The sequence below is a fragment of the Serratia sp. PL17 genome (assembly GCF_017832355.1).
In the GTDB taxonomy this organism is placed as follows: domain Bacteria; phylum Pseudomonadota; class Gammaproteobacteria; order Enterobacterales; family Enterobacteriaceae; genus Serratia.
The window spans coordinates 300,544-321,314 of the sequence record NZ_JAFIBY010000005.1 but is presented as its reverse complement, the minus strand read 5'-3'; the positions used below and the strand labels follow the sequence as shown (position 1 = coordinate 321,314).

The window sequence follows — 20,771 nt, the reverse complement described above, 5'->3', positions numbered from 1 at the left end:
ACCGTGATCAAAATTGAAGACTATCCGTTAACCCGGGTACCTCAGGATAAAAGAGTCTCCTTTTTAAGCGTAGCTATCGTGCATATGGGCATGTTGACCGCTCTGGATCAGTTTATGCTTGGCGCCGTGTTGGGCCATTCCATGACGCTGATCGATGCATTCACCGCCATTTTTGTCGGCAGCCTGATTTTTGGCGTAGTGACCTACGGCCTCGGGTTGGCGGGGATGCGCGAAGGGATCTCCGGTAGCCTGCTCGCCCGTTGGTGCGGTTTCGGCCGCTTGGGTTCGGTCCTGATCGGTGTCGTCGTCGCTGTCAGCCTGCTGGGTTGGTTTGGCATACAAAATGCCATCTTCGCCAAATCGTTGGATTTCGCTCTTGGCAATAAACTGGGCTTTGGTCTGGCGGCCGGGCTGTCCGGTACCCTATTGACCATCCTGGTGGCGTTTGGCTTCAAGGCCTTGCGCATTGCCGCCAGAATTGCGGTGCCGATGTTTATTATGTTGGTGGCCTATATTTCCTATATCACCCTCACCGGCCATAATCTGCCGGAGATTATCCAACTTATGCCGCCGGGTGATCCGCTGTCGATCAGCGCCGGTATCACTATTGTGGTCGGCGGCGCTATTGTTGCCAGCCTGATGACCCCCGATTTAACGCGCTACTCAAAAAACAGCAAGCATGTATTTGGCGTGACCATTCTCACCATTGTCGCCGGAGAGTTCGTGGTTAACGGCCTGGCGCTGCTGATTGCCAAAACGCTCGGCACGGCGGATGTGGTCACCATCATGTCGCAAGTTGCCGGCGGCGCGGGCTTGCTGGTCGTCGTGTTCTCCACCTTGAGGGTTAACGACCTCAACCTGTATTCATCGTCACTGGGCATCGTCAACGCCGTTGAAGGCATGACCGGTAAAAGGCTGAAATACACCGCAACCACGTTAGTGATTGGCGTGTTGGGCACCACACTTTCCGTGTTGGGCATTCTGGATCGGTTTGTCGATTTCCTGACGGTACTTGGTGTGGTATTCCCGCCGATTATCGGCGTTATGTTGGTTGATTATTATCTGTTGCGCACTCACCGTAAAATTCTGGATGAGAGCCGCCAGGAAGGAAAATTGCCTGACCAGACGCCAACCATTGGCTGGGCGGCCATCATCGCCAGTATTGCCGGCAGCATCGTCGGATTGGTGACTGAGTGGGGTGTGCCTACCATCAACTCGTTACTGGCCGCCAGCCTGCTGTACTGGGCGCTCAAATTGACAGTGAGCCGCTCTCAGAAACCGGCGTCTGCACAAAGCTAATCTGGCCTGAGTGATATTCTCCACTCTCTCACTGCCGGAGAGTGGGGAAATAAGAAACAAGTAGAAAAAGAAATAGAATCGCCGAGTGATAACGTCAAGGCATAAATAGATATCGGTCGGCTAACTAGCCGACTGGCATCAATATAGATTGGTGGGTTTTAAACTGTAGCGTTACAGCCGATGGCGTAATTGGAATTCCCTGGTGTCAGTAGCTAAAACATCCTTTAATACTCAGAGAATGGAAACGCCCCCTCTCCGAGCTTTTTATTATAGAAGCAGTCAGACGATTGCCTATTAACCCTTCTGATCGTCAATAAACACTTCAGTATGGGTGAACATTAGCTCACAAAATCCACCCTGGTCAACACAAAAGTAGACACAAAACCCACTTTTGTGTTCACTTTTTACAGATTAAGACGTAAGTGATTGATTTGTATTTGATTACCTTTATTTCTCATTATGCGCACATTAATAAAAGCCTTCATGACCACGGCAAGGGATAGAACCCCTTTCATTTTTAAAGTGTAATCAGCCGGTTACCGGCATAATCTCTGTGTCCGTTCTGGACAATGCCGGTGCGTGCGATATAGTAAAGCTGGCCAGAATATTGTAAGGAATGCTTATGAAGACCACTAACGCCCAGCGCAAAGTCAACATCATTAAGAATATTGAATATCTGATGCGCACACGGGGCGAAACCAAGGCATCCTTCTCTAACCGTACTGGCCTGACACGCACCACCATCTATAAAATCCTGGATGGCAAGGTCAACAATGTGCAGCAAGCCACCGTTAACCGGATTTCAGACTTCTTTGGCGTTTCCTGTGAGGAGATCGAAGACTATGATCTGGAAAAACTGGAGCTGCTCAACGAAACCCTTTCAACCGAAGGGAATAAAAACCCTTCTGCCATTCCAGTTATTCCTCAATCGCGATTTTTATCCGTTACGGGCTGGAAGATTGGGCAGTTGGTGACAGAGTTTCCTTTGACTTATTTCTTCGGCGATGAGTCAAATATGGTAGCAATGAAAATAGAGACCGAAATAAAAGGTTCATTTATCCCTGGCGAGGTCATTATTATAAAACGCCCGCCGGTGCTGGTTTGCAATTCGCCTTTATTGTATCACTCGGGAAAAAACGGTTTCTTTGTCATTAATGACAAAGAAGAAAGCAGCATGGAGAAAAACAATCAGGATACCGTGCAATTCCTGGGTTATATCTTTGGAGAAAGGCTATAAATGGAACCTAATCAAAAGTTCAAGCTATTGGGCTTTACCCGGCATGGCACCCTCGCGGCCAATGTCATGGTATTAGCCACCGGCAAAACCATCACTATGGGGCTCAATGAGCTGGCCGACAGCGAAATATCGGAAGATCTTAGCCGACATGAACTGCAGGCACTGTACCGCAAGATTTATGGCAACAATCAGCAGCAAACCGCTTATGAACTTAGCGATCGCCATGAGCGCTCTTGGTACGCCTACTTGATCATTACCGTGGCACTCAGCGTGATTTATATCTTTTCAACGCTGTGCGGCGTAAAGCCGATTCAAATTCCCGCGTTAAACCTGATCACACCACCAGCCATTTTTATTTATCCTCTCACTTTTATCCTCGTCGATATTTTAAACGAGTTTTACGGACTACGATTGGCCAGGCGCACCATCATCATCTCGTTTATGGCCAACCTGATTTTTGTGCTGGGCGTTTGGGCCACCACCCTGGTGCCGAGCATTCCACAATGGGAGTTCAGCAAAACTTATGACGGTATCGTCCACAGCATTATGGCGGTACTGGTTGCCTCCTCTGCGGCTTATTTAATTTCCGAGAATGTTAACTCCTACCTGCTTTGCAAAATCAAAGAGTTGACCAACTCCCGCTACCTGTTTGTGCGCGTGATCACCAGTACCGTTGTCGCCTCAGCCATCGACAGCGTGGTGTTCTGTACACTGGCGTTCTACAACGTCCTGAGCTGGGACATCATCAAAACCATGATCCTGTCGCAGTTCCTGATCAAGGTGGTCTATGCCCTGGTGGGCGTCGGCCCGATTTACGCCGCTCGTAGTCTGTTTAACCGCTATATCAATACCGATCTTGCAAGGAGCAACGAATATGCATATCAAAAAACAAGATAAAATCACCCATCTTGGCGCTAACTCCGATTACCCGGACCAGTATGCTCCCGAATTGCTCGAGGCCCTGCCGCGCGCACGCGGCCGTGATCTGATCGGTGTAGATGAACAAAACCTGCCGTTCCACGGCGTGGATTTATGGACCGCCTTCGAACTGTCCTGGCTCAACGCCAAAGGCAAGCCAGTGGTTGGCATTGGCGAGTTCACTCTGCCGCATTCTTCCACCAATCTGATTGAGTCCAAGTCATTCAAGCTGTATCTCAACAGCTTTAACCAGACGCGCTTTGACAGCGTTGAACAGGTGAGCGCCGCGATGCAAAAAGATCTGTCGCAGGCCGCCAACGGTCAGGTCGGCGTCAAACTCTATCCAGGATTGGACGGTTATTCATCGCAAATAGATCGCCTGCCGGGCATCAATATTGACGATCTGGACATCGCCGTGGATGACTTTGACTTCAAACCAGAATATTTGCACGGTGCAACCTGCGATCAAGCGGAAACCGTGACGGAAACGCTGTCCTCCAACCTGCTGAAATCCAACTGTCTGGTCACCAACCAACCGGACTGGGGCAGCGTGGTGATCCACTATCAAGGCCGGAAAATCGATCGCGAGCGCCTGCTGCGCTACCTGATCTCTTTCCGCCAGCACAATGAGTTCCACGAGCAGTGTGTCGAACGCATTTTTAACGACATCAAACAAAGCTGCCGGCCGGAAAAACTCAGCGTTTTCGCCCGCTACACCCGCCGCGGTGGTCTGGACATCAACCCGTTCCGCAGCGATTTTGAAGCCGAACCAACACTGGGTCGCCTGATCAGGCAATAAGCCTTCCTCAATAATGCCCCGATGCGGGGCATTATTTCTCCCCCTTTCATCTCCTTGTTATTTTTCGCCATTACCGTCGTTAACGACTATCTTCAAAGCAAACCTTGGGGAGTAAAACGACGCATGCCTGATTTTTCGCGCAGAGAAGTACTGCGGGCTGCCGCCATCGGATCGGCTTTTTCACTGTTACCTGCCTCGATCCGTAAAGCCCTGGCAATACCGGCCAATAACCGCACCGGCACGATTAACGATGTCGAACACGTCGTGATCCTGATGCAGGAAAACCGCTCTTTCGATCATTACTTCGGCACGCTGCCTGGGGTGCGCGGCTTTAGCGATCGTATTACCATTCCATTGCCCGACGATCGCCATGTGTGGCAACAACAAGGGACAGATCGACTGGTCTTGCCCTATCACCTGGACAGCAAACGCGGAAATGCTCAACGGGTTAGCGGTACACCCCACTCGTGGGTAGACGAACAGTCCGCCTGGGACAGCGGCCGCATGAGCGCCTGGCCCACGTACAAAACGCCGACCTCGATGGGTTATTACCGCCGCCACGAATTGCCCTTCCAGTTTGCGCTAGCAGAAACCTTCACTCTGTGCGACGCCTATCATTGTTCGATCCACGCCGGTACCAATACCAACCGCCTGTTCCACTGGACCGGGACCAACGGCCCGACTGCGGCCGACGTCGCGGTCGTGGTTAACGAATGGGACAGCCCCGGCCCCGTAGAGGTCGGTTACCAGTGGCATACCTATCCTGAGCGGTTGGAAGCCAGTGGCGTCAGTTGGAAGGTCTATCAATTTTTGCCGGATAACTTCACCGACAACCCCTTGGCAGGTTTTCGCCAATACCGCGCCGCCAGCGTTAAGGTCGGTAATCCGGCGCAGCCGCCGAAAGACTTCACCGCCTTTGTGCCCTACCGCGATGAACTCAATGCCGAAGCGCCGCTGTACAAAGGGAATGGCAATACCCTGCCCGCCGCCAACGGCAATGATTTGGGCGCGATGATAGCCGGTTTCCGCGCCGACGTTCAGCAGGGCAAACTGCCGCAGGTGAGTTGGATTATCGCACCGGCAGCCTATTCGGAGCATCCCGGGCCGTCCAGTCCGGTGCAGGGGGGCTGGTTTACGCAAGAAATTCTCAATGCGCTGACCGACAACCCCGAGGTGTGGAGCAAGACCGTACTGCTGGTCAATTACGACGAAAACGACGGTTTCTTCGATCATATGCCTTCACCTTCCGCGCCATCGCTACGCGAAGATGGCAGCTTTGCCGGCAAATCGACGGTGCCGTTCGACAGTGAAATCTTTCAACACGTTGCTCCACCGGGCTCGCAGGACCAACCCCCACCGGACGGCCGTATTTATGGCCCCGGGCCACGCGTGCCCATGCTGGTGCTATCGCCCTGGAGCCGTGGCGGTTGGGTCAATTCACAGGTGTTCGACCACACCTCGGTACTGCAATTTTTGGAGAAACGCTTTCAGGTGCATGAACCGAATATCAGTGCCTGGCGAAGGGCGGTGTGCGGCGATCTCACCTCCGCGTTCAACTTTGTCGATCCGAACGGAGAAACCTTACCCCGTTTGCCGGCCATCAGTCGCCACGCCGCCGACAGCCTGCGCCAACGACAGGAACAGTTGCCGCAGGTACCTCTGCCCCCCGCGGACAAGCAGCAATTGCCACACCAATCCCGATTGGCGCGTCCATCACGTGCACTGCCTTATCAACTGCACGTTGAGGCCACCAGCTACCCCGAGCAGCACAGGGTGACGCTCAATCTCTACAATACCGGGGCGCAAGGCGCGGTATTCCACGTTTACGATCGACTGAATCTGGATCAGATCCCACAGCGCTATACCGTCGAGGCCGGCAAAGCCGTCAGCGATAACTGGTCAACAACAGACGAATACCATCTGTGGCTACTCGGCCCCAACGGCTTTCACCGTGAGCTACGCGGCACCCTTCTCCAATCACAGCCGGAAGTGCGTCTGAACCCACAGGGTGACGGCCTGTCGCTCACGCTCACGAACCCCGGTAGCCAGACAACAACGGTAACGATCGCCCGCTGCCCCTATACGCAACATGGCCCTTGGCACATTGAACTGCCGGCAGGTGGCCGCCATCAGCAAGCCTTTGACGCCAAAACCAGCGGCGGCTGGTACGATCTTTCACTAGAAGGTTCCCATGGCTGGCGACGGCGGTTGGCGGGCAGGCTGGAAACGGGCGAACACAGCGTCAGCGACCCACTCATGGGTAAAGCATAAGATATCCGCACTGGGGTGTTCAAAAAGCGAAAGGATATGGATTATCATTAGCTTCTTTATTCAACGCCCCATGCTCAAGGATCTCCATGCTCGCCGTTCTTATTGCCAAAACCAGCCGTTGGCTGGCCGCCTGCGCCCTGCTGCTAGCCAGTGCCGTTCAGGCTGCGCCAATCGTCGTGACCGACGTTGCCGGCCGCCAGGTTACCCTGCCACAACCGGCGAAACGCGTGATCCTGGCTGATGCCCGTGCACTGCTGGCGTTGAATATCCTGCACCCGCAGGAGCCGTTGAAAAACATCATCGCCTGGGACAATTCACTGAAGGTCAAAGCGCCAGATCTGGTGGAGGCCTACGCGAAGAAATTCCCGCAGGTGATGCAGATCCCCACGTTCGATAACCCATACGTCAGTGATTTCAGCGTTGAAAGCGCGGTGGTTCGTAAGCCAGATCTGATCATTTTCGACATCGGCCTGTTGAGCAAGTTGAAAGACAGCGGCGTGTTGACCCAACTGGAAAAAATCGGCATCCCGGTGCTGATTATCGATTTCCGCCAACAACCCCTCACGAACACCGTCGCCAGCATGCAGCTGTTGGGCAACGTATTTGATGAACAGCAGAACGCCGATGCCTTTATTCAGCTTTATCAGCAACGGCTCGATCTGGTACGCCAACGGGTGGCGACGCTCAAGCCAGAGCAACGCCCTAGTGTGTTTATCGAACGCAGTGCCGGCATGAAAGGCGAGCAATGCTGCAACACCTTCGGCAAAGGCAGTTTTGGCCAGTTTATTGATACCGCCGGTGGCAACAACATCGGCAGCACGCTGTTTGCGGAAATGGGCGGCGAAGTCAATGTGGAGCAGATGATCGCCAGCAACCCGGATTTCTATCTGATGACGGGTGCTGACTGGAGTCGCGGCCATAAAGGCACGATGGCAGTCCCCTTGGGTTACGCAACAGATGCCGCCACCACTCAGCAAAAGCTGGCTGTGTTGATGAACCGCACCGGTCTGAACGTGCTGAAGGCCGTCAAAGAAAAACGCGTAATGGCGATTTATCACCAATTCTATGATACGCCGTTGAATTTCATCGCGGTCGAGGCGATCGCCAAATTCCTGCATCCGGACTTATTTAAAGATATTGATCCGCAAGCGGATATTGAAATGGTACACCACAAATTCACCGCATTGGATTACAGCGGTGTGTTTTGGGTCACCGCGAAATAATCCTCACACAGGGCCCGTCAGCCGGGCCCTGACGTTCCTGTCGTCATTTAATTGCCCGCTGAATTATTCCGCAACAAAGTTATTTACTTGCCAATAATTATCATTAAGATTGTCATTTCTAAAAAAACACATCTGGGTTTGAAACTTTTAAGGCATTATTATGTCAATCCTTTTTCGTCTTTCTCTGTTGGCAGCGTCCGTTGCCATGGCGCTACCCGTCCTTGCTGCTGATAATAAATCTCAAAACCAAACGCCCACTGACAACATAACCGTTGTTGGCAACTGGCTGGATAACCCCGACACCAGCTCCGTATTGCTTAACCACCCTGGTGCAAGATCCATCGTTACTGAACAACAGATGCATGAGCAAGGCGATCAGACCATCGCCGATACGCTGCGTGGCGTGCCTGGCGTACAGGTACGCGACAGCAATGGCACCGGCGGTAGCGATATTTCGCTCAACGTCGGTGTGCGCGGCCTGACGTCTCGCCTCTCTCCCCGCTCCACCATTTTGATGGACGGCGTACCTTTGGCGGTTGCCCCTTACGGCCAGCCACAGCTGTCGATGGCACCGTTGTCGATTGGCAGCCTGCAGTCGGTTGACGTGGTGCGTGGCGGCGGTGCGGTGCGTTACGGGCCACAAAACGTCGGTGGCGTGATTAACTTTGTCACCAAAGACATTCCGAAAACCTTTGGTGGCTCAGCCAGCGTGCAAACCCAGGGGGCCAGCCACGGCGGGTTGAAAACCCTGACCAGCACCTCGCTCGGTGGCACCGCTGACAACGGCTTCGGCGCAGAACTGCTGTATTCCGGCCTGCACGGCCAGGGCTATCGCGACAATAATGACAACACGGATATCGACGACGTCATGCTGAAAACGCGCTATGCGTTTACCGATCGTGATGAGTTGCTGGCCAATTTCCATTATTACGATGCCAAAGCAGGAATGCCGGGCGGGCTAAGCAGCGCGCAGTACGCACAAAACCCGTTCCAGTCGACCCGCCCGTGGGACCAGTTTGAAGGCCGTCGCAAGGACATGTCGTTCAAATATAAGCACCAGGAAGACGACAAGCAGTTCGAAGTACTGACTTACTTCACCGACAGCTATCGCGGTAGCAGTATCGAATCGGAAGGCACCGGCAAAAACGCCGGTATGAAGCGCATGGTGTCTTACCCGCGCCACTACTCCACCTGGGCGATTGAACCCAGCTATTCGCAGGTCTTCCGCTTCTGGGACATGGCACACGAGATCACCCTCGGCTACCGCTACCTGAACGAAACCATGGACGAGAAAGCCTCGCGCTCCGCCTGGTACAACCCGGCGAATATCGGCTCCACGCCGGAAACCCCGGATTACTACCAGCACACCTCCGGCGGCACGGCGGCCCACGCACTGTACATTGACGACACCATTAACGTCGGTAACTGGACGCTGACTCCTGGCCTGCGCTATGAAAGCATCCGCACCCATGTCGATGATTCATTCAACAACATCAGCCGCGAGAAGAGCTACAGCGAACCGCTGCCGTCACTGAATGTCATGTACCACATGTCGGACGCCTGGAAGCTGTTCGCCAACGCCAATACCTCATTCGGCAGCATGCAATACTTCCAGCTGACCAAAGGCGGCAACGGCAACCAGCCGGCACCGGGCCTGACAGCAGAAAAAGCCCATACTTATGAGTTCGGTACCCGCTATGACGACACCATCGTCAAAGCCGAAGCCACGCTGTTCTACATCGACTTCGACAACCAATTGCAGTACATCAGCAACGATGTGGGTTGGACCAACATGGGGGCGACCAAGCACAAGGGGATCGAGCTGGCACTCAGCTATGATCTCAGCGAACTCAGCCGCATGCTGGACGGCGCCAGCGTCTATACCAGCTACACCTACACCAAGGCCAGCACCGACAAAGGCGACTTCGCCGGTAAAGACCTGCCGTTTTATTCACGCCAGGTGTATACCGTCGGCACCCGCTACGCCACAGGTAACTGGGTGTGGAATCTGGACAGCTATGCTCAGTCCAAGCAGCACTCTCCGGGCACCGGGCCGGATTACGTGACCCAGGAAAGCGCCGACGGCCAGTTTGGTAACATCGCCGGGTATATGGTGTGGAATATGCGTGGGGAGTATAACTTTGGGCCGCAGTTGTCGAACCTGACGCTGGGTGCCGGGGTAAAAAACCTGTTCGATCAGCGCTACTTCACCCGCTCCAACGACAACAACTTTGGTAAGTACGTCGGTGAACCGCGCACCTTCTTCGTGCAGGGTTCCGTGGCATTCTAAGCATCAGCGCCCTCTTCGGGGGCGCTAATCTCACCGACAGTGCAGACGAAACAAGCGCGCCAAGTGTGCACCCATCGGCGTCAACGTGGTGTCTTTACGCTGAATCAGATAAAACGTCGCCTTTGGCAGACTTTCCTCCAGCGCCAGCGGCACCAAATGCTTGCCCAATATCGGATCAGAGATCACATCTACCGATAAAATACTGACGAAGTCACTTTGCGCCACCAGGCTGGTGCAGGCCATAAAAGTCTCGCAGGTGACACTGATCGACGGCGCCATCCCCAAATCCCCGAACAAATCATGCAGCAGCCGGTAATAGCTGCCTTTTGGCGTCGGCATGGTCCAGTCGCAGTGCTGCAATTGCTTGAGCGACGTGGCCCCTTCCATCGGGTGGCCCTTCCGTACCACTACCTTGTACTCTTTCTCCATCAGCCGTTCGTACTGCAATTCGTTATCCAGGCTGCTGGGGTAATAGGTATTGACGGTAAAATCCAGTTCACCCTGGCGCAGCTCCGGGATCATCGACACCAACTGCCCTTCAACAATCCTGACTTTAACCTTCGGGTATTCACGATGAAACTGGGTAATCACCTGTGGCATCACCGTTCGCGCAATACTGCCGCCGACGCCGATATTCACCGATCCCCCTGCCAGCCCCAGCCGTTGCTGAATATCCTCCTGCGCTACGCGGAGTTCTTCGAGGATCAGACTGGCATGTTGGAAAAAGTTATCGCCGCAGTCGGTCAGCACCACACCCTGACTACGGCGGACGAACAACTTGGCTCCCAGCACCTGTTCCAGTTCCTGAATCGACTTGGTCAGTGCGGGCTGAGAAAGGCGTGAGGTGCGGCTGGCGGCACGGATGCTGCCCTGTCGGCTGACTTCGACAAACGCACGTAATTGGTGCAATTTTATTGAGGCGGGCATAGGCAAAGGGTGATAACCGTTGTTTATCAATAGCAAGATATTGGCATCTTATTTAGCCTGATTCCATTGTGTACATTCGAAAAAAACATAATAAATAACCAAATTCTTATTTCGCTTAATTAAGCACATTTTCTGCGGCGATAAGCGCTCTTCACGGTAGTTAGTCACTAAATACGCCATTTTCATTAAATAGTTTCACCCTCTGATTCCAGTTCAGAGCACCACTGCTGCCCAGCGTTTATCTGGGCGCGATAACTAATGAGATCTCCCAATGAATAATCCGCTTTCGATGTTGGTGACCGATTTGTACCCGCAACTCCAGGCCTGGCGCCGTGACTTCCACCGCTATGCCGAGTCCGGTTGGTTTGAGTTCCGCACTGCCACTTTGGTGGCTGAAGAACTGGACAAGCTTGGCTATCGCCTGCAACTGGGCCGCGAAGTCATTAATGCCGATGCACGCATGGGGCTTCCATCAGCCGAAGCCTTACAAAGGCAAGAACAACGCGCCCGCGAACAAGGTGCGCTGGAAAAATGGCTGCCGCACTTTTCCGGCGGTTTCGCCGGTATTGTTGCCACGCTGGACACCGGACGCCCTGGCCCGGTGATCGCCTATCGGGTGGATATGGACGCGCTCGATCTCAACGAAAAGCTACAGCCGGACCACCTGCCGTTCCGCGAAGGGTTCGCCTCCTGCAACAGCGGCATGATGCATGCATGCGGTCACGATGGCCACACCACCATTGGCCTGGGGCTGGCACACGTATTCAAGCGCCTGGCACCACAGCTTAGCGGCACCATCAAACTGATTTTCCAACCGGCGGAAGAAGGCACCCGCGGGGCAAAATCCATGGTGGAAGCCGGCGTGGTGGACGACGTTGATTTCTTCACTGCGGTGCATATTGGCACTGGCGTACCCGCCGGTGAACTGGTGTGCGGCAGCGACAGCTTTATGGCGACCAGCAAGCTGGATGTGACCTACCGCGGCATAGCCGCCCATGCCGGTGCCAAACCGGAAGATGGCCGTAATGCCCTGCTGGCGGCGGCGCAGGCCACATTAGGGTTGTACGCCATCCCACGCCACAGCGAAGGCAGTTCACGCATCAACGTCGGCGTATTGCACGCCGGCACTGGCCGTAACGTGATTGCCGATCAGGCCTTTATGAAAGTGGAAACCCGTGGCGCCACCAACGCCATCAACGAATTTGTCTACCAACAGGCACTGAACGTGATCGACGGGGCAGCCAAAATGCACGGTGTGGAATACAACGTCACACTGATGGGGGCGGCACAAAGCAGCAAACCAACCCAACCCTGGGTGGACTATATCCACCAACAGGCGCAGAGCATCACAGAGCTGTCCTCCGTCGTTGATCGCCGTGAGCAGGCTGCCGGTTCAGAAGACGCGACCTACATGATGGAACGGGTCAAATCCCACGGCGGACAGGCCTCCTATGTGATTTTCGGTACCGAACTGAGCGCGGGGCACCACAACGAGAAGTTTGATTTTAACGAACAGGTCATGGCGGTTGCGGTGAAAACGCTGGCGTCTCTGGCGCTGAACCTGCCTACTTTCAGGAGCAAAGCATGAGCCATCCGCAACTGCTGGCATTTATCAATCACTACATTGACCAACACCAGCCACGTTTTAGCGCACTGAGCGACAGTATCTGGGATCACCCTGAAACACGCTTTACCGAAACCTATTCCGCCAATTTGCTGGCTGACGCGTTGGAGCAGGAAGGCTTTACGCTTGAACGTGGCGTTGGCGGCATTGAAACCGCGTTTATCGCCAGCTTCGGCAGCGGCCAGCCGGTGATCGCCCTGCTGGGCGAGTACGATGCCCTCGCCGGGCTCAGTCAACGGTCAGGCTGCGCCACACCAGAACCCTTAGTGGAAAATGGCAACGGCCACGGCTGTGGTCACAACCTGCTGGGCACTGCCGCGCTGGCGGGCGCCTTTGCCGTGAAAGCCTGGATGCAGCAGCAGCGCTTGACCGGCACCGTGCGTTTCTATGGTTGTCCCGGCGAAGAAGGCGGTTCCGGTAAAACCTTCATGGTGCGCGAAGGGCTGTTCGATGACGTCGACGCCGCCCTCACCTGGCACCCCGAAGGCTTCAGCGGCATGTTCAACACCAGCACCTTAGCCAATATTCAGGCAGCCTTTCAGTTCAAAGGGATCGCCGCTCACGCCGCTAACTCGCCACATCTTGGCCGCAGTGCGCTGGATGCGGTGACATTGATGAACACCGGCGCTAACTTCCTGCGCGAGCACATCGTGCAGGAAGCGCGGCTGCACTATGCGGTGACCAACACCGGCGGCAGTTCGCCCAACGTGGTGCAAGCCGACGCAGAAGTGCTGTACCTGATCCGCGCGCCGCAGCTCGATCAGGCGCAGGATATTTACCAGCGGGTGATCAACATCGCTAAAGGCGCGGCGCTAATGACCGACACCCAAATGACGGTGCGTTTCGATAAGGCCTGCTCCAACTACGTGCCGAACCGCAGCATGGAGCAGGTGATGTATCGGTATGTCTGTGACTTCGGCCTGCCGGAATACAGTGAGGAGGAGCGCAGATTCGCCACCGAGATCCGCCAAACGCTGAACAAGGACGACCTGCGCAATGCCAGGCTGAATATCGCCCGTACCGGCGGTGCGGCTGGCCGTGTATGGGTACAGCAGTTGGGTGACAAGGTGTTGATGGATGAGGTCGCACCTTATGTGGCATCGGAGGATTTGTTGTACGGATCGACCGATGTAGGCGACGTCAGTTGGGTGGCACCGACCGCGCAGTGCTTCAGCCCGTGCTTTGCATTCGGCACCCCGCTGCACACCTGGCAACTGGTAGCACAGGGCCGTACCTCTATCGCCCACAAAGGCATGTGCCTGGCGGGCAAGATCATGGCTGCCACTGCCATCGAACTGCTGAGCGACAGCAACCTTCTGGCAGACTGCCGACAAGAGTTCAAACGCCAACGCGCAGAACACCCCTACAGTTGCCCAATCCCCGCGGGCATTAAACCTTCACCGTTAAAATAACGACTACGCTGCAAAGGCCCGCAAACCGGGCCAGTAAAAATAATTATAATTAAATCAAATAATAAAAAATAAACACAACAGGACAAACACAGAGGGTAAGTCAATGAGTGAGGTCACAACGTCAGCGAATAAAAGCCCCGGCCGCGTTTTTTACTGGGTAGAACGCATCGGGAATAAAATCCCCAATCCATTTTTACTGTTCGTCTATTTAATCGTTGTTTTAATGCTGGCCACCGCGCTGTTCTCCTGGCTGGACGTGGCGGTGAAGAACCCGGCCACCGGTGAGCTGATCAAGGTGAATAACCTGATGAGCGTGGCGGGCATGCAGTGGATCTTCCCGAATATCATTCATAACTTCAGCAGCTTTGCGCCGCTGGGTGCCATTTTGGCGTTGGTCATCGGTGCAGGGTTGGCCGAGAAAGTCGGGCTGTTGCAGGCATTGATGTACAAAATGGCCTCACGCGTTAGCGCCCGCTATGCCAGTTACATGGTGCTGTTTATCGCCTTCTTCAGCCATATTTCATCGGATGCCGCACTGGTGGTGATGCCGCCACTCGGCGCGCTGATGTTTCTGGCGGTGGGGCGCCACCCGATAGCCGGGCTATTAGCCGCTATTGCCGGGGTGGCCTCCGGCTTTACCGCCAACCTGTTGATCGTCACCACCGACGTGCTGCTCTCCGGGATCAGTACCGAGGCCACCAAAGCGGTAGACGCCGCCGTTCACGTCAGTGTGATCGACAACTGGTACTTTATGGCTACCTCAGTGATCGTGCTGACCATCGCCGGCGCACTGCTGACCGATAAGTTTATTGAACCCAGGCTGCCAGAATGGCACGGCAGCGCGGAGGACAAGATCGAGGCGCTGACCCCGCTGCAAAACCGCGGGCTGATGATGAGCGGCATCGCCGCACTGGTGTTTATCGCCATTATCGCCGCCCTGGTGGTGCCGGAAGCCGCCCCGCTGCGCGATCCGAAAACCGGCTCGGTGATCCCATCGCCGTTCATTAAAGGAATTGTGCCGATCATCATCCTGTTCTTTTTCACCGTCGGCATTACCTATGGCGTGGTGACCAAACAGATCAAGCGGCCTGACGATATTCCCCACCACTTGATAGAGCCGATGAAAAGCATGGCTGGCTTTATTGTGATGGTGTTTCCGCTGTCGCAGTTCGTGGCGTTCTTTAACTGGAGCAACATGGGCAAGTTTATGGCCATCGGCCTGACCGACATGCTGGAAGCCGCCGGCATGAGCGGCGCCCCTGCGTTCCTTGGCCTGATGTTCCTCTCCGCCTTCCTGTGCATGTTTATCGCCAGCGGCTCTGCTATCTGGTCTATACTGGCGCCGATCTTTGTGCCCATGTTTATGCTGCTGGGCTTCCACCCGGCGTTCGCACAGATGATCTTCCGCATTGCCGACTCCTCGGTGCTGCCGTTGGCACCGATGTCTCCGTTCCTGCCGCTGTTCCTCGGTTTCCTGCAGCGTTACCGCAAAGATGCCCAGCTCGGCACCTATTACGTGCTGATCCTGCCTTATCCGTTAGTGTTCTTTGCCGTGTGGATTTTGCTGCTGCTGGCGTGGTACGCACTCGGCCTGCCGATCGGGCCGGGGGTCTATCCGAAGATGGAGTAAGCGTGTTCGGCCTCCCTTCGGGGAGGCCTGACTCATTCAACTATCAGAAACGGTAGCCAATGCCGATGTTGAAACCGTTGATAGAGCGATTTTTACCGCCTGCATCCAGGCTGGAGCCTTCATAACCGATATCCACCGCCAGATTTTCCATTGGGTTTACCTGGAAACCGACGCCGTACATAAAGGAGGTTTTCTTCTGGTTACCGCTTTCTTCACCCATATATTCGTAAGTGTCGTAAGCGTAATTGCTCCAGGAGGACGTGTAATCAACCTTGTTATAGTTCAAACCCAGCAACCCGTAAACGCTGATATATTGATTAAAACGGTATGCCGGGCCAACGGACAGCGAGTAATATTTCACTTCGGCATGATTATTAACCACATCACGATAAACATTGTACGATTCGTCCTTATCACCGCTCATATAGGTAAATGAGCTGATAACGCTGATTGGCGAATCCCACTCATAGCGGTATTTGATATTCACGCCGTTGATGTTTTTGAAGTCCTGCACCTTGCTCTGCGCATATCCGGCGGTAATAGTGCTTTGGCCAGCCTGTGCCGCAGCACCGAAGCCCAAGGTAGAAAGGGCCAGAGTGGCAATAGCTAACTTTTTCATGCAATCATCCTTAATAGTAAGTGGAACAACTTAGGTACAAAAATAGCTTTCCATGCCGTATTAACGGCATAAATAATTGAATTAATCTTATCAAACCCAATAATAGATAAGGTTAAAGACTAGCAGGTCCGACATAATAATTAATCAGTGAAACCGGTAACTTGCGAGCTGCCACGCATCAATAGTAATTCCTCCCTCCCAGCAGCCCTGTTTTATAATTGCACTCTTTGTCTTCATTGCCCCAAGACTTTGGTGCATGGTTGCTGCTAGTCAGATCAACAATATTCACCCCCGAGTTGACTGGGTAGATATCATAATCATGACCAACCTCCGGAATGAAACTGCTTGAACGCGTAGCTATAGTTTGATTATATTGCGATCTAAACGTCTCTTCTTTATAGGTGATGCTGACATGCTGATTCGCTTTAATTTTATACTCTATCGCATCCATGCCCTGCATTTCAGGCGACGGCGGCAACATGCCCGGTAATTTTTTATTGTAGGTAGACTTGATACCAATGACATTAACACCCGCAGTCAAGCTCTTGGCATCCACAAGCTTGTAGCACTGTCCTGCTTTTTCATAAACTTCAAGAGTTAATGGTGGCAGGTAGTTTTTTACCCTGATCCTGGCAAAATCCGCCCCTGCGTAATCATCAACAGATTTTGTTAAGTTCACGGAACAGCCAGAAACAGCAGTGACTGATAGAAAAACGGCAATTAATTTTAATCTCACCACAAAATCCCTCTCATATACATCATAAAAAAACCGGTTAAAAAATAGAGTCACCTATCTTTATCGCTTAGTTTTCGTTTCCGTATCTCTTCTATTTTCGCAAACACCCAAACGCCAATCCCTAATGGAATACCAGCACCTGCCCCAGCTTTGCAAGCAAAAACAAACGTCTCTAACCGATAATCAAAAACCCCATTACGGACGAAGAAAATTATTGGCGCAATAAAACTCGCCAAAATAGCTATTGCTATTATCAACAATGAAAATGAAAAAAATAAATATAAAAACATTGAGAAACCTACACGTTTATTTTCCATTATTTTTATCCTCAGCTTTCATCCCAGCCTCAATCCCAGCGCCTACCACTGTCCCGGCCACACCGCCACCCACAACCCCAGCCGCTTCAGCAGTAATGGGTGATATGCCTTTAGATATAATTCCCTTGGTTATCTTTTCGCCACCTTTATAACCGATGAATGTACCAAATACAGCACCTGTTACAGCACCTGTAGCATCCTCACCTTTAACTTTACTTCCTAAATATGCACCACTTGTATTTACGGCCTCTGAAAGTACCAGCCCTTTACCCTGCGTTAATGCGCCGGTACCAATGGCTATTAAAGTATCGGTGTAACTATATGTCTCATTTGGCTTCATAGTAAGCAACTGCTTACCCGCATCAGAAATACCACCGAAGGCCCCGCCACCAATAACGGCCGCAGTACCAGCAGTTGGTGCTATGACAGCCCCCCCGACACCACTCATCAATAGCGCCCAAGCCTTAACAAACTCGGTTGCAGGCTGTGGTGCACCAGTTCCCAAACCACGCGCCAAATCAGACTGTGCCGTAGTCATTTGTTCCGGAGTCGCGTCATGCTCTGTCATATACTTGCCCAAAGTGAACGCAGCTTGACCAGAACTCATCATCCCTGGAGGGAAACTAAACTGGTCATTGTTCTCAGAGGTATTCTTACCTGATTGTCCACCAACGACCGCCCCCGCCGTATCAACGCTTGCCAGACCACCGGCCAAACCGCCTGCCAGCGTAGCCAACGCGGAAACCGTCTGGCGCTGCTCTTCGCTCATCTTGCTGAAATCGCTGGTGCCGAACATCGCCTCGGCGATCGCCTTGGTACCCAATGCTGCCGTTGCAGCGCCCGCAGCACCGGCAGCAGCCGACTGACCTTGCAGTTCTGCCAGTGCGCCAGCCACCACGGCATGCGCGATAATTCTGCTTTCCTCATTGGGTGCCAGACGATGAATCTGTTCCGCCAGATACGGCGCAGCCCCGCCGGCAATCGCCGCCTTCAGATCGCCACCGGCCAACCCTTGCACCGCGGCAACTGCCGCCTGCATGCCTTGCTGCACCTTGCCGCCCGTGCCATAGCCCGACTCGCTAAACGCCTGGTTATAGGCCGTCTGGTAAATCTGCGCGTTGATATCTTTGTCGGTGATGACCTTGCCCGGTTTCTCTTTCGCCAACTTATCCGCTGCTGCCTTGCGATCGGCATCGGTAACGTTATTCATTTTCTCGTTGGCGGCTTTGGTCGCGGCGATCGAACCCTCGGTCCGCGCAATGTCCATCGCCTGATTGCCGATCTCGCCGATCAGCTGTGCCTGCTGCAACCGTTTCTGCTCTTTCTCTTTGTCGAAGATCGGGCTTAACGTCTGGTTGGCATGCTCGACGTCGCGGCTCAGATCGTTGACGTTCTGCGTCTGTTTGTCCTGATCGCGGATGATGATGGTGCCGTCACTCACCGCAGATTTGGTGGTGGAGCTGTCGTGTCCGCTGTTGTTGGCGCCCACCAGCAGGCCGTTGGCCATGTTGCCGGCGAACTGGCTGCCGATGCTGCCGCCGGAGCTGATGCCCACGCTCTGGTGTTCTACCTCGAAGTCCGCCTGATTGTGGATGTCCTTAAAGCCCAGCGTGCCGGTATCGAGTTTGTTTTTATCCGCCGTGGCGGTGCTGCCGATCACCGCACCGTTAAGCTGGGTGTGCTCGCCCACCGTCAGGTCAAAGCCACCTTTACTGGCGAAGATACCGGTCTGCTCCTGCACGCTGTCGTAATTGCTGTGCATCTTGTCTTTGCTCAGGCTGATGCTGCCCGAGCCGGTCATGATTTGATTGGAGAAAGCAAGCTACCGCCCTACCGTGGCATCCTTGCCTGCACCTTTCTGTACTACCAATATGAAGTTCCTCTACCACTAGCGGTTTGCGAAGTATCTCGCAAACTTAAAAACATCAGGATGTATTTTTTAAACATAATGATACCCTTTAAACATAAACCCATTCCACGGGGTAACAATGAAATACTATTTGGGTAACTCCCTTTAACAGGACTCTGTTTTCTATGCCATTAGCTGCCCGATTAAATGAGTTACGTCAAAGATTAGGGCTTTCCCAACAAGATATGGCCGATACCATCGGCATTCATGTAAACAGTTGGAAGAAATATGAAAATGCGCAAGCATTTCCTTCTCTGGATGCTCTCAAAAAAATAGCGATAGCATTGCAGGTCAGTACTGATTACTTACTTTTTGATGAATATGAACGTGGGCATACTTATGCACTGGCATTACAGTTCGAAGCTGTCAGCCAGTTAAACGAAAGCGAACAGACGGTGATCCGCGAAGTATTGGAAAGTTTGATTACCCGCTATCAAACCCGACGTTGGGATTCAGCAAGAAAGGCTACAAAAGAAGGGTAGTGAAAATAACGCAGTAACAGCAGGGTGCAACCTGCTGTTACTGCTCACCACAAGCAACTATACGAGGTAGTTACTATGGCTAGAGCAGATTCTACGTCAGAACCCGCCGCATCCCAAGCACGCAAATGCATTGTTGGCTATCGCCCTAACGGCGGCAGGCCCAACCCGCCGCCGCAACTCACCCTTACGGGTAAATGGCTGGAGCAATGCGGCTTTACCACCGGCCAGCAGATCGAGGTGATCACAGAACCGGGGCGGTTGATCATCCGCATCGTACCCGCCACGGGAGGAAGCGCCCTATGAACATCACTTTTATTCCTGAACCTATCCCGGAACTGACAATCTCTGGCGTTGAGCTGGCCGAGTTGGGTTTTGGCATCGGTGAACCGTTGCAACTCACCCTGCGGCCAGATGAACTGTGGATCACTACCGTTACCGAAGATGCTATCTGGGAAGCACTGTGCGAGGCCAGCCAGCACCGCACGGATCTGGGGGCGGACTGGGTGCGGCAGAATGGCGAGCTGGTTATTGGTGGGGATTGGTGGACCGGATCCGGGATCACCGCCGCACCCAGTGTACTCCGATTACGGCGGCGGGAAGAGGGAGGTTTTAGGGCTTAGATGTGAAGATCCCGGCGCAAGGCCGGGATTTGTTTTAACTCAACGTAGCCAAAATGGGGTATCATCAGAGGCCAATGCGTCATATTCCTCTACAACTCGATCTCTATGTACCATAAAATCCGGCATGTCAGTCACTACTATTCTTACCGGCTTATAAATATTCCAGTCTTCATAAAACCCTTTCGCAGATTTTATGCAATGTTCAATACCATCAAAGTATTTAAAAAACCTCTGCTCAACGTCTTTTGGTAAAAGTTTGCGTAATTTTGTTATTAATGAATAAGTTTTGTCTAAGTCATTGAAATGAATATATCTAAGATAAAGTTGTGCAAGTAAACACTCATCTTCTTTATCATTAACCTTTTCATTTAAAATAGAAAAAAAACCAACCATATCTGAAGGATAGCCAAGCTCAACGATAGAACTACCACCATAAAATCCTATGTGTTTCATGCAAG

The 20,771-nt window shown here is 53.1% G+C and carries 19 protein-coding genes; 13 read left to right on the top strand and 6 right to left on the bottom strand.

Annotated elements, in window-relative coordinates:
- Window positions 1-3: 3 nt before the first annotated feature.
- From JOE25_RS17800 to JOE25_RS17770, 7 genes are all read left to right on the top strand, one after another.
- Window positions 4-1,299 (top strand): cytosine permease, encoded by a 1,296-nt coding sequence (locus tag JOE25_RS17800; RefSeq protein ID WP_037416677.1) that lies wholly within the window; start codon window positions 4-6, stop codon window positions 1,297-1,299.
- A 622-nt stretch (window positions 1,300-1,921) separates the two neighbouring features.
- Window positions 1,922-2,536 (top strand): helix-turn-helix transcriptional regulator, encoded by a 615-nt coding sequence (locus tag JOE25_RS17795; protein ID WP_209637424.1) that lies wholly within the window; start codon window positions 1,922-1,924, stop codon window positions 2,534-2,536.
- The gene (locus tag JOE25_RS17790) at window positions 2,537-3,433 is read left to right on the top strand and encodes a queuosine precursor transporter (protein WP_037416671.1); all 897 of its coding nucleotides are present in this window, start codon (window positions 2,537-2,539) and stop codon (window positions 3,431-3,433) included.
- Window positions 3,411-4,253, top strand: coding sequence for an NADPH-dependent 7-cyano-7-deazaguanine reductase QueF (gene queF, locus JOE25_RS17785; RefSeq protein WP_209637422.1), 843 nt, complete (start codon window positions 3,411-3,413; stop codon window positions 4,251-4,253). Before JOE25_RS17790 ends, queF begins: the two co-directional genes overlap by 23 nt.
- 123 nt (window positions 4,254-4,376) lie before the next feature.
- Entirely contained in the window at window positions 4,377-6,524 is a 2,148-nt protein-coding gene (locus tag JOE25_RS17780) for a phospholipase C, phosphocholine-specific (protein WP_209637420.1), read from the top strand.
- Between the two features lie 86 nt (window positions 6,525-6,610).
- The gene (locus JOE25_RS17775) at window positions 6,611-7,747 is read left to right on the top strand and encodes an ABC transporter substrate-binding protein (protein ID WP_209637418.1); all 1,137 of its coding nucleotides are present in this window, start codon (window positions 6,611-6,613) and stop codon (window positions 7,745-7,747) included.
- A 160-nt stretch (window positions 7,748-7,907) separates the two neighbouring features.
- Window positions 7,908-10,037, top strand: coding sequence for a TonB-dependent siderophore receptor (locus JOE25_RS17770; RefSeq protein ID WP_209637416.1), 2,130 nt, complete (start codon window positions 7,908-7,910; stop codon window positions 10,035-10,037).
- Window positions 10,038-10,067: 30 nt separating this feature from the next.
- Here the strand turns inward: JOE25_RS17770 and JOE25_RS17765 are convergent, their stop codons facing one another.
- The gene (locus JOE25_RS17765; RefSeq protein ID WP_209637635.1) at window positions 10,068-10,964 is read right to left on the bottom strand and encodes a LysR family transcriptional regulator; all 897 of its coding nucleotides are present in this window, start codon (window positions 10,962-10,964) and stop codon (window positions 10,068-10,070) included.
- Between the two features lie 271 nt (window positions 10,965-11,235).
- Between JOE25_RS17765 and JOE25_RS17760 the strand changes: the two genes are divergently transcribed.
- From JOE25_RS17760 to abgT, 3 genes are all read left to right on the top strand, one after another.
- Window positions 11,236-12,552: a M20 family metallo-hydrolase gene (locus JOE25_RS17760; RefSeq protein WP_209637414.1), complete on the top strand. Its 1,317-nt coding sequence runs from the start codon at window positions 11,236-11,238 to the stop codon at window positions 12,550-12,552.
- Window positions 12,549-14,000 carry a M20 family metallopeptidase gene (locus JOE25_RS17755; RefSeq protein ID WP_209637412.1) on the top strand — a complete coding sequence of 484 codons (1,452 nt, stop codon included), beginning with the start codon at window positions 12,549-12,551 and terminating at the stop codon, window positions 13,998-14,000. The genes JOE25_RS17760 and JOE25_RS17755 overlap by 4 nt, the downstream gene beginning before the upstream one ends.
- Window positions 14,001-14,103: 103 nt before the next feature.
- The gene (abgT, locus tag JOE25_RS17750; protein WP_209637410.1) at window positions 14,104-15,630 is read left to right on the top strand and encodes a p-aminobenzoyl-glutamate transporter; all 1,527 of its coding nucleotides are present in this window, start codon (window positions 14,104-14,106) and stop codon (window positions 15,628-15,630) included.
- Between the two features lie 43 nt (window positions 15,631-15,673).
- Here abgT and JOE25_RS17745 read toward each other — a convergent pair whose 3' ends face one another.
- From JOE25_RS17745 to JOE25_RS26685, 4 genes are all read right to left on the bottom strand, one after another.
- A complete protein-coding gene (locus JOE25_RS17745) occupies window positions 15,674-16,249 on the bottom strand; it encodes an Ail/Lom family outer membrane beta-barrel protein (protein WP_209637408.1) in 576 nt (191 codons plus the stop codon).
- Between the two features lie 178 nt (window positions 16,250-16,427).
- Complete coding sequence (locus tag JOE25_RS17740) at window positions 16,428-16,985, bottom strand: hypothetical protein (protein WP_245209960.1); 558 nt, start codon at window positions 16,983-16,985, stop codon at window positions 16,428-16,430.
- Between the two features lie 50 nt (window positions 16,986-17,035).
- A complete protein-coding gene (locus tag JOE25_RS17735) occupies window positions 17,036-17,302 on the bottom strand; it encodes a hypothetical protein (protein ID WP_209637406.1) in 267 nt (88 codons plus the stop codon).
- Complete coding sequence (locus JOE25_RS26685) at window positions 17,292-19,103, bottom strand: VENN motif pre-toxin domain-containing protein (protein WP_280921282.1); 1,812 nt, start codon at window positions 19,101-19,103, stop codon at window positions 17,292-17,294. Before JOE25_RS26685 ends, JOE25_RS17735 begins: the two co-directional genes overlap by 11 nt.
- A gap of 233 nt (window positions 19,104-19,336) precedes the next feature.
- Here JOE25_RS26685 and JOE25_RS17725 point away from each other — a divergent pair, with 233 nt between their 5' ends.
- The 3 genes from JOE25_RS17725 to JOE25_RS17715 all read left to right on the top strand — a co-directional run bounded on the left by JOE25_RS17725 (window position 19,337) and on the right by JOE25_RS17715 (window position 20,313).
- Window positions 19,337-19,693 carry a helix-turn-helix transcriptional regulator gene (locus JOE25_RS17725; RefSeq protein WP_209637404.1) on the top strand — a complete coding sequence of 119 codons (357 nt, stop codon included), beginning with the start codon at window positions 19,337-19,339 and terminating at the stop codon, window positions 19,691-19,693.
- A gap of 75 nt (window positions 19,694-19,768) precedes the next feature.
- Window positions 19,769-19,996: a SymE family type I addiction module toxin gene (locus JOE25_RS17720; RefSeq protein WP_209637402.1), complete on the top strand. Its 228-nt coding sequence runs from the start codon at window positions 19,769-19,771 to the stop codon at window positions 19,994-19,996.
- Entirely contained in the window at window positions 19,993-20,313 is a 321-nt protein-coding gene (locus JOE25_RS17715) for a hypothetical protein (protein ID WP_209637400.1), read from the top strand. The genes JOE25_RS17720 and JOE25_RS17715 overlap by 4 nt, the downstream gene beginning before the upstream one ends.
- Window positions 20,314-20,352: 39 nt before the next feature.
- Here JOE25_RS17715 and JOE25_RS17710 read toward each other — a convergent pair whose 3' ends face one another.
- Window positions 20,353-20,766, bottom strand: coding sequence for a hypothetical protein (locus JOE25_RS17710; RefSeq protein WP_209637398.1), 414 nt, complete (start codon window positions 20,764-20,766; stop codon window positions 20,353-20,355).
- Between the last annotated feature and the right edge of the window lie 5 nt (window positions 20,767-20,771).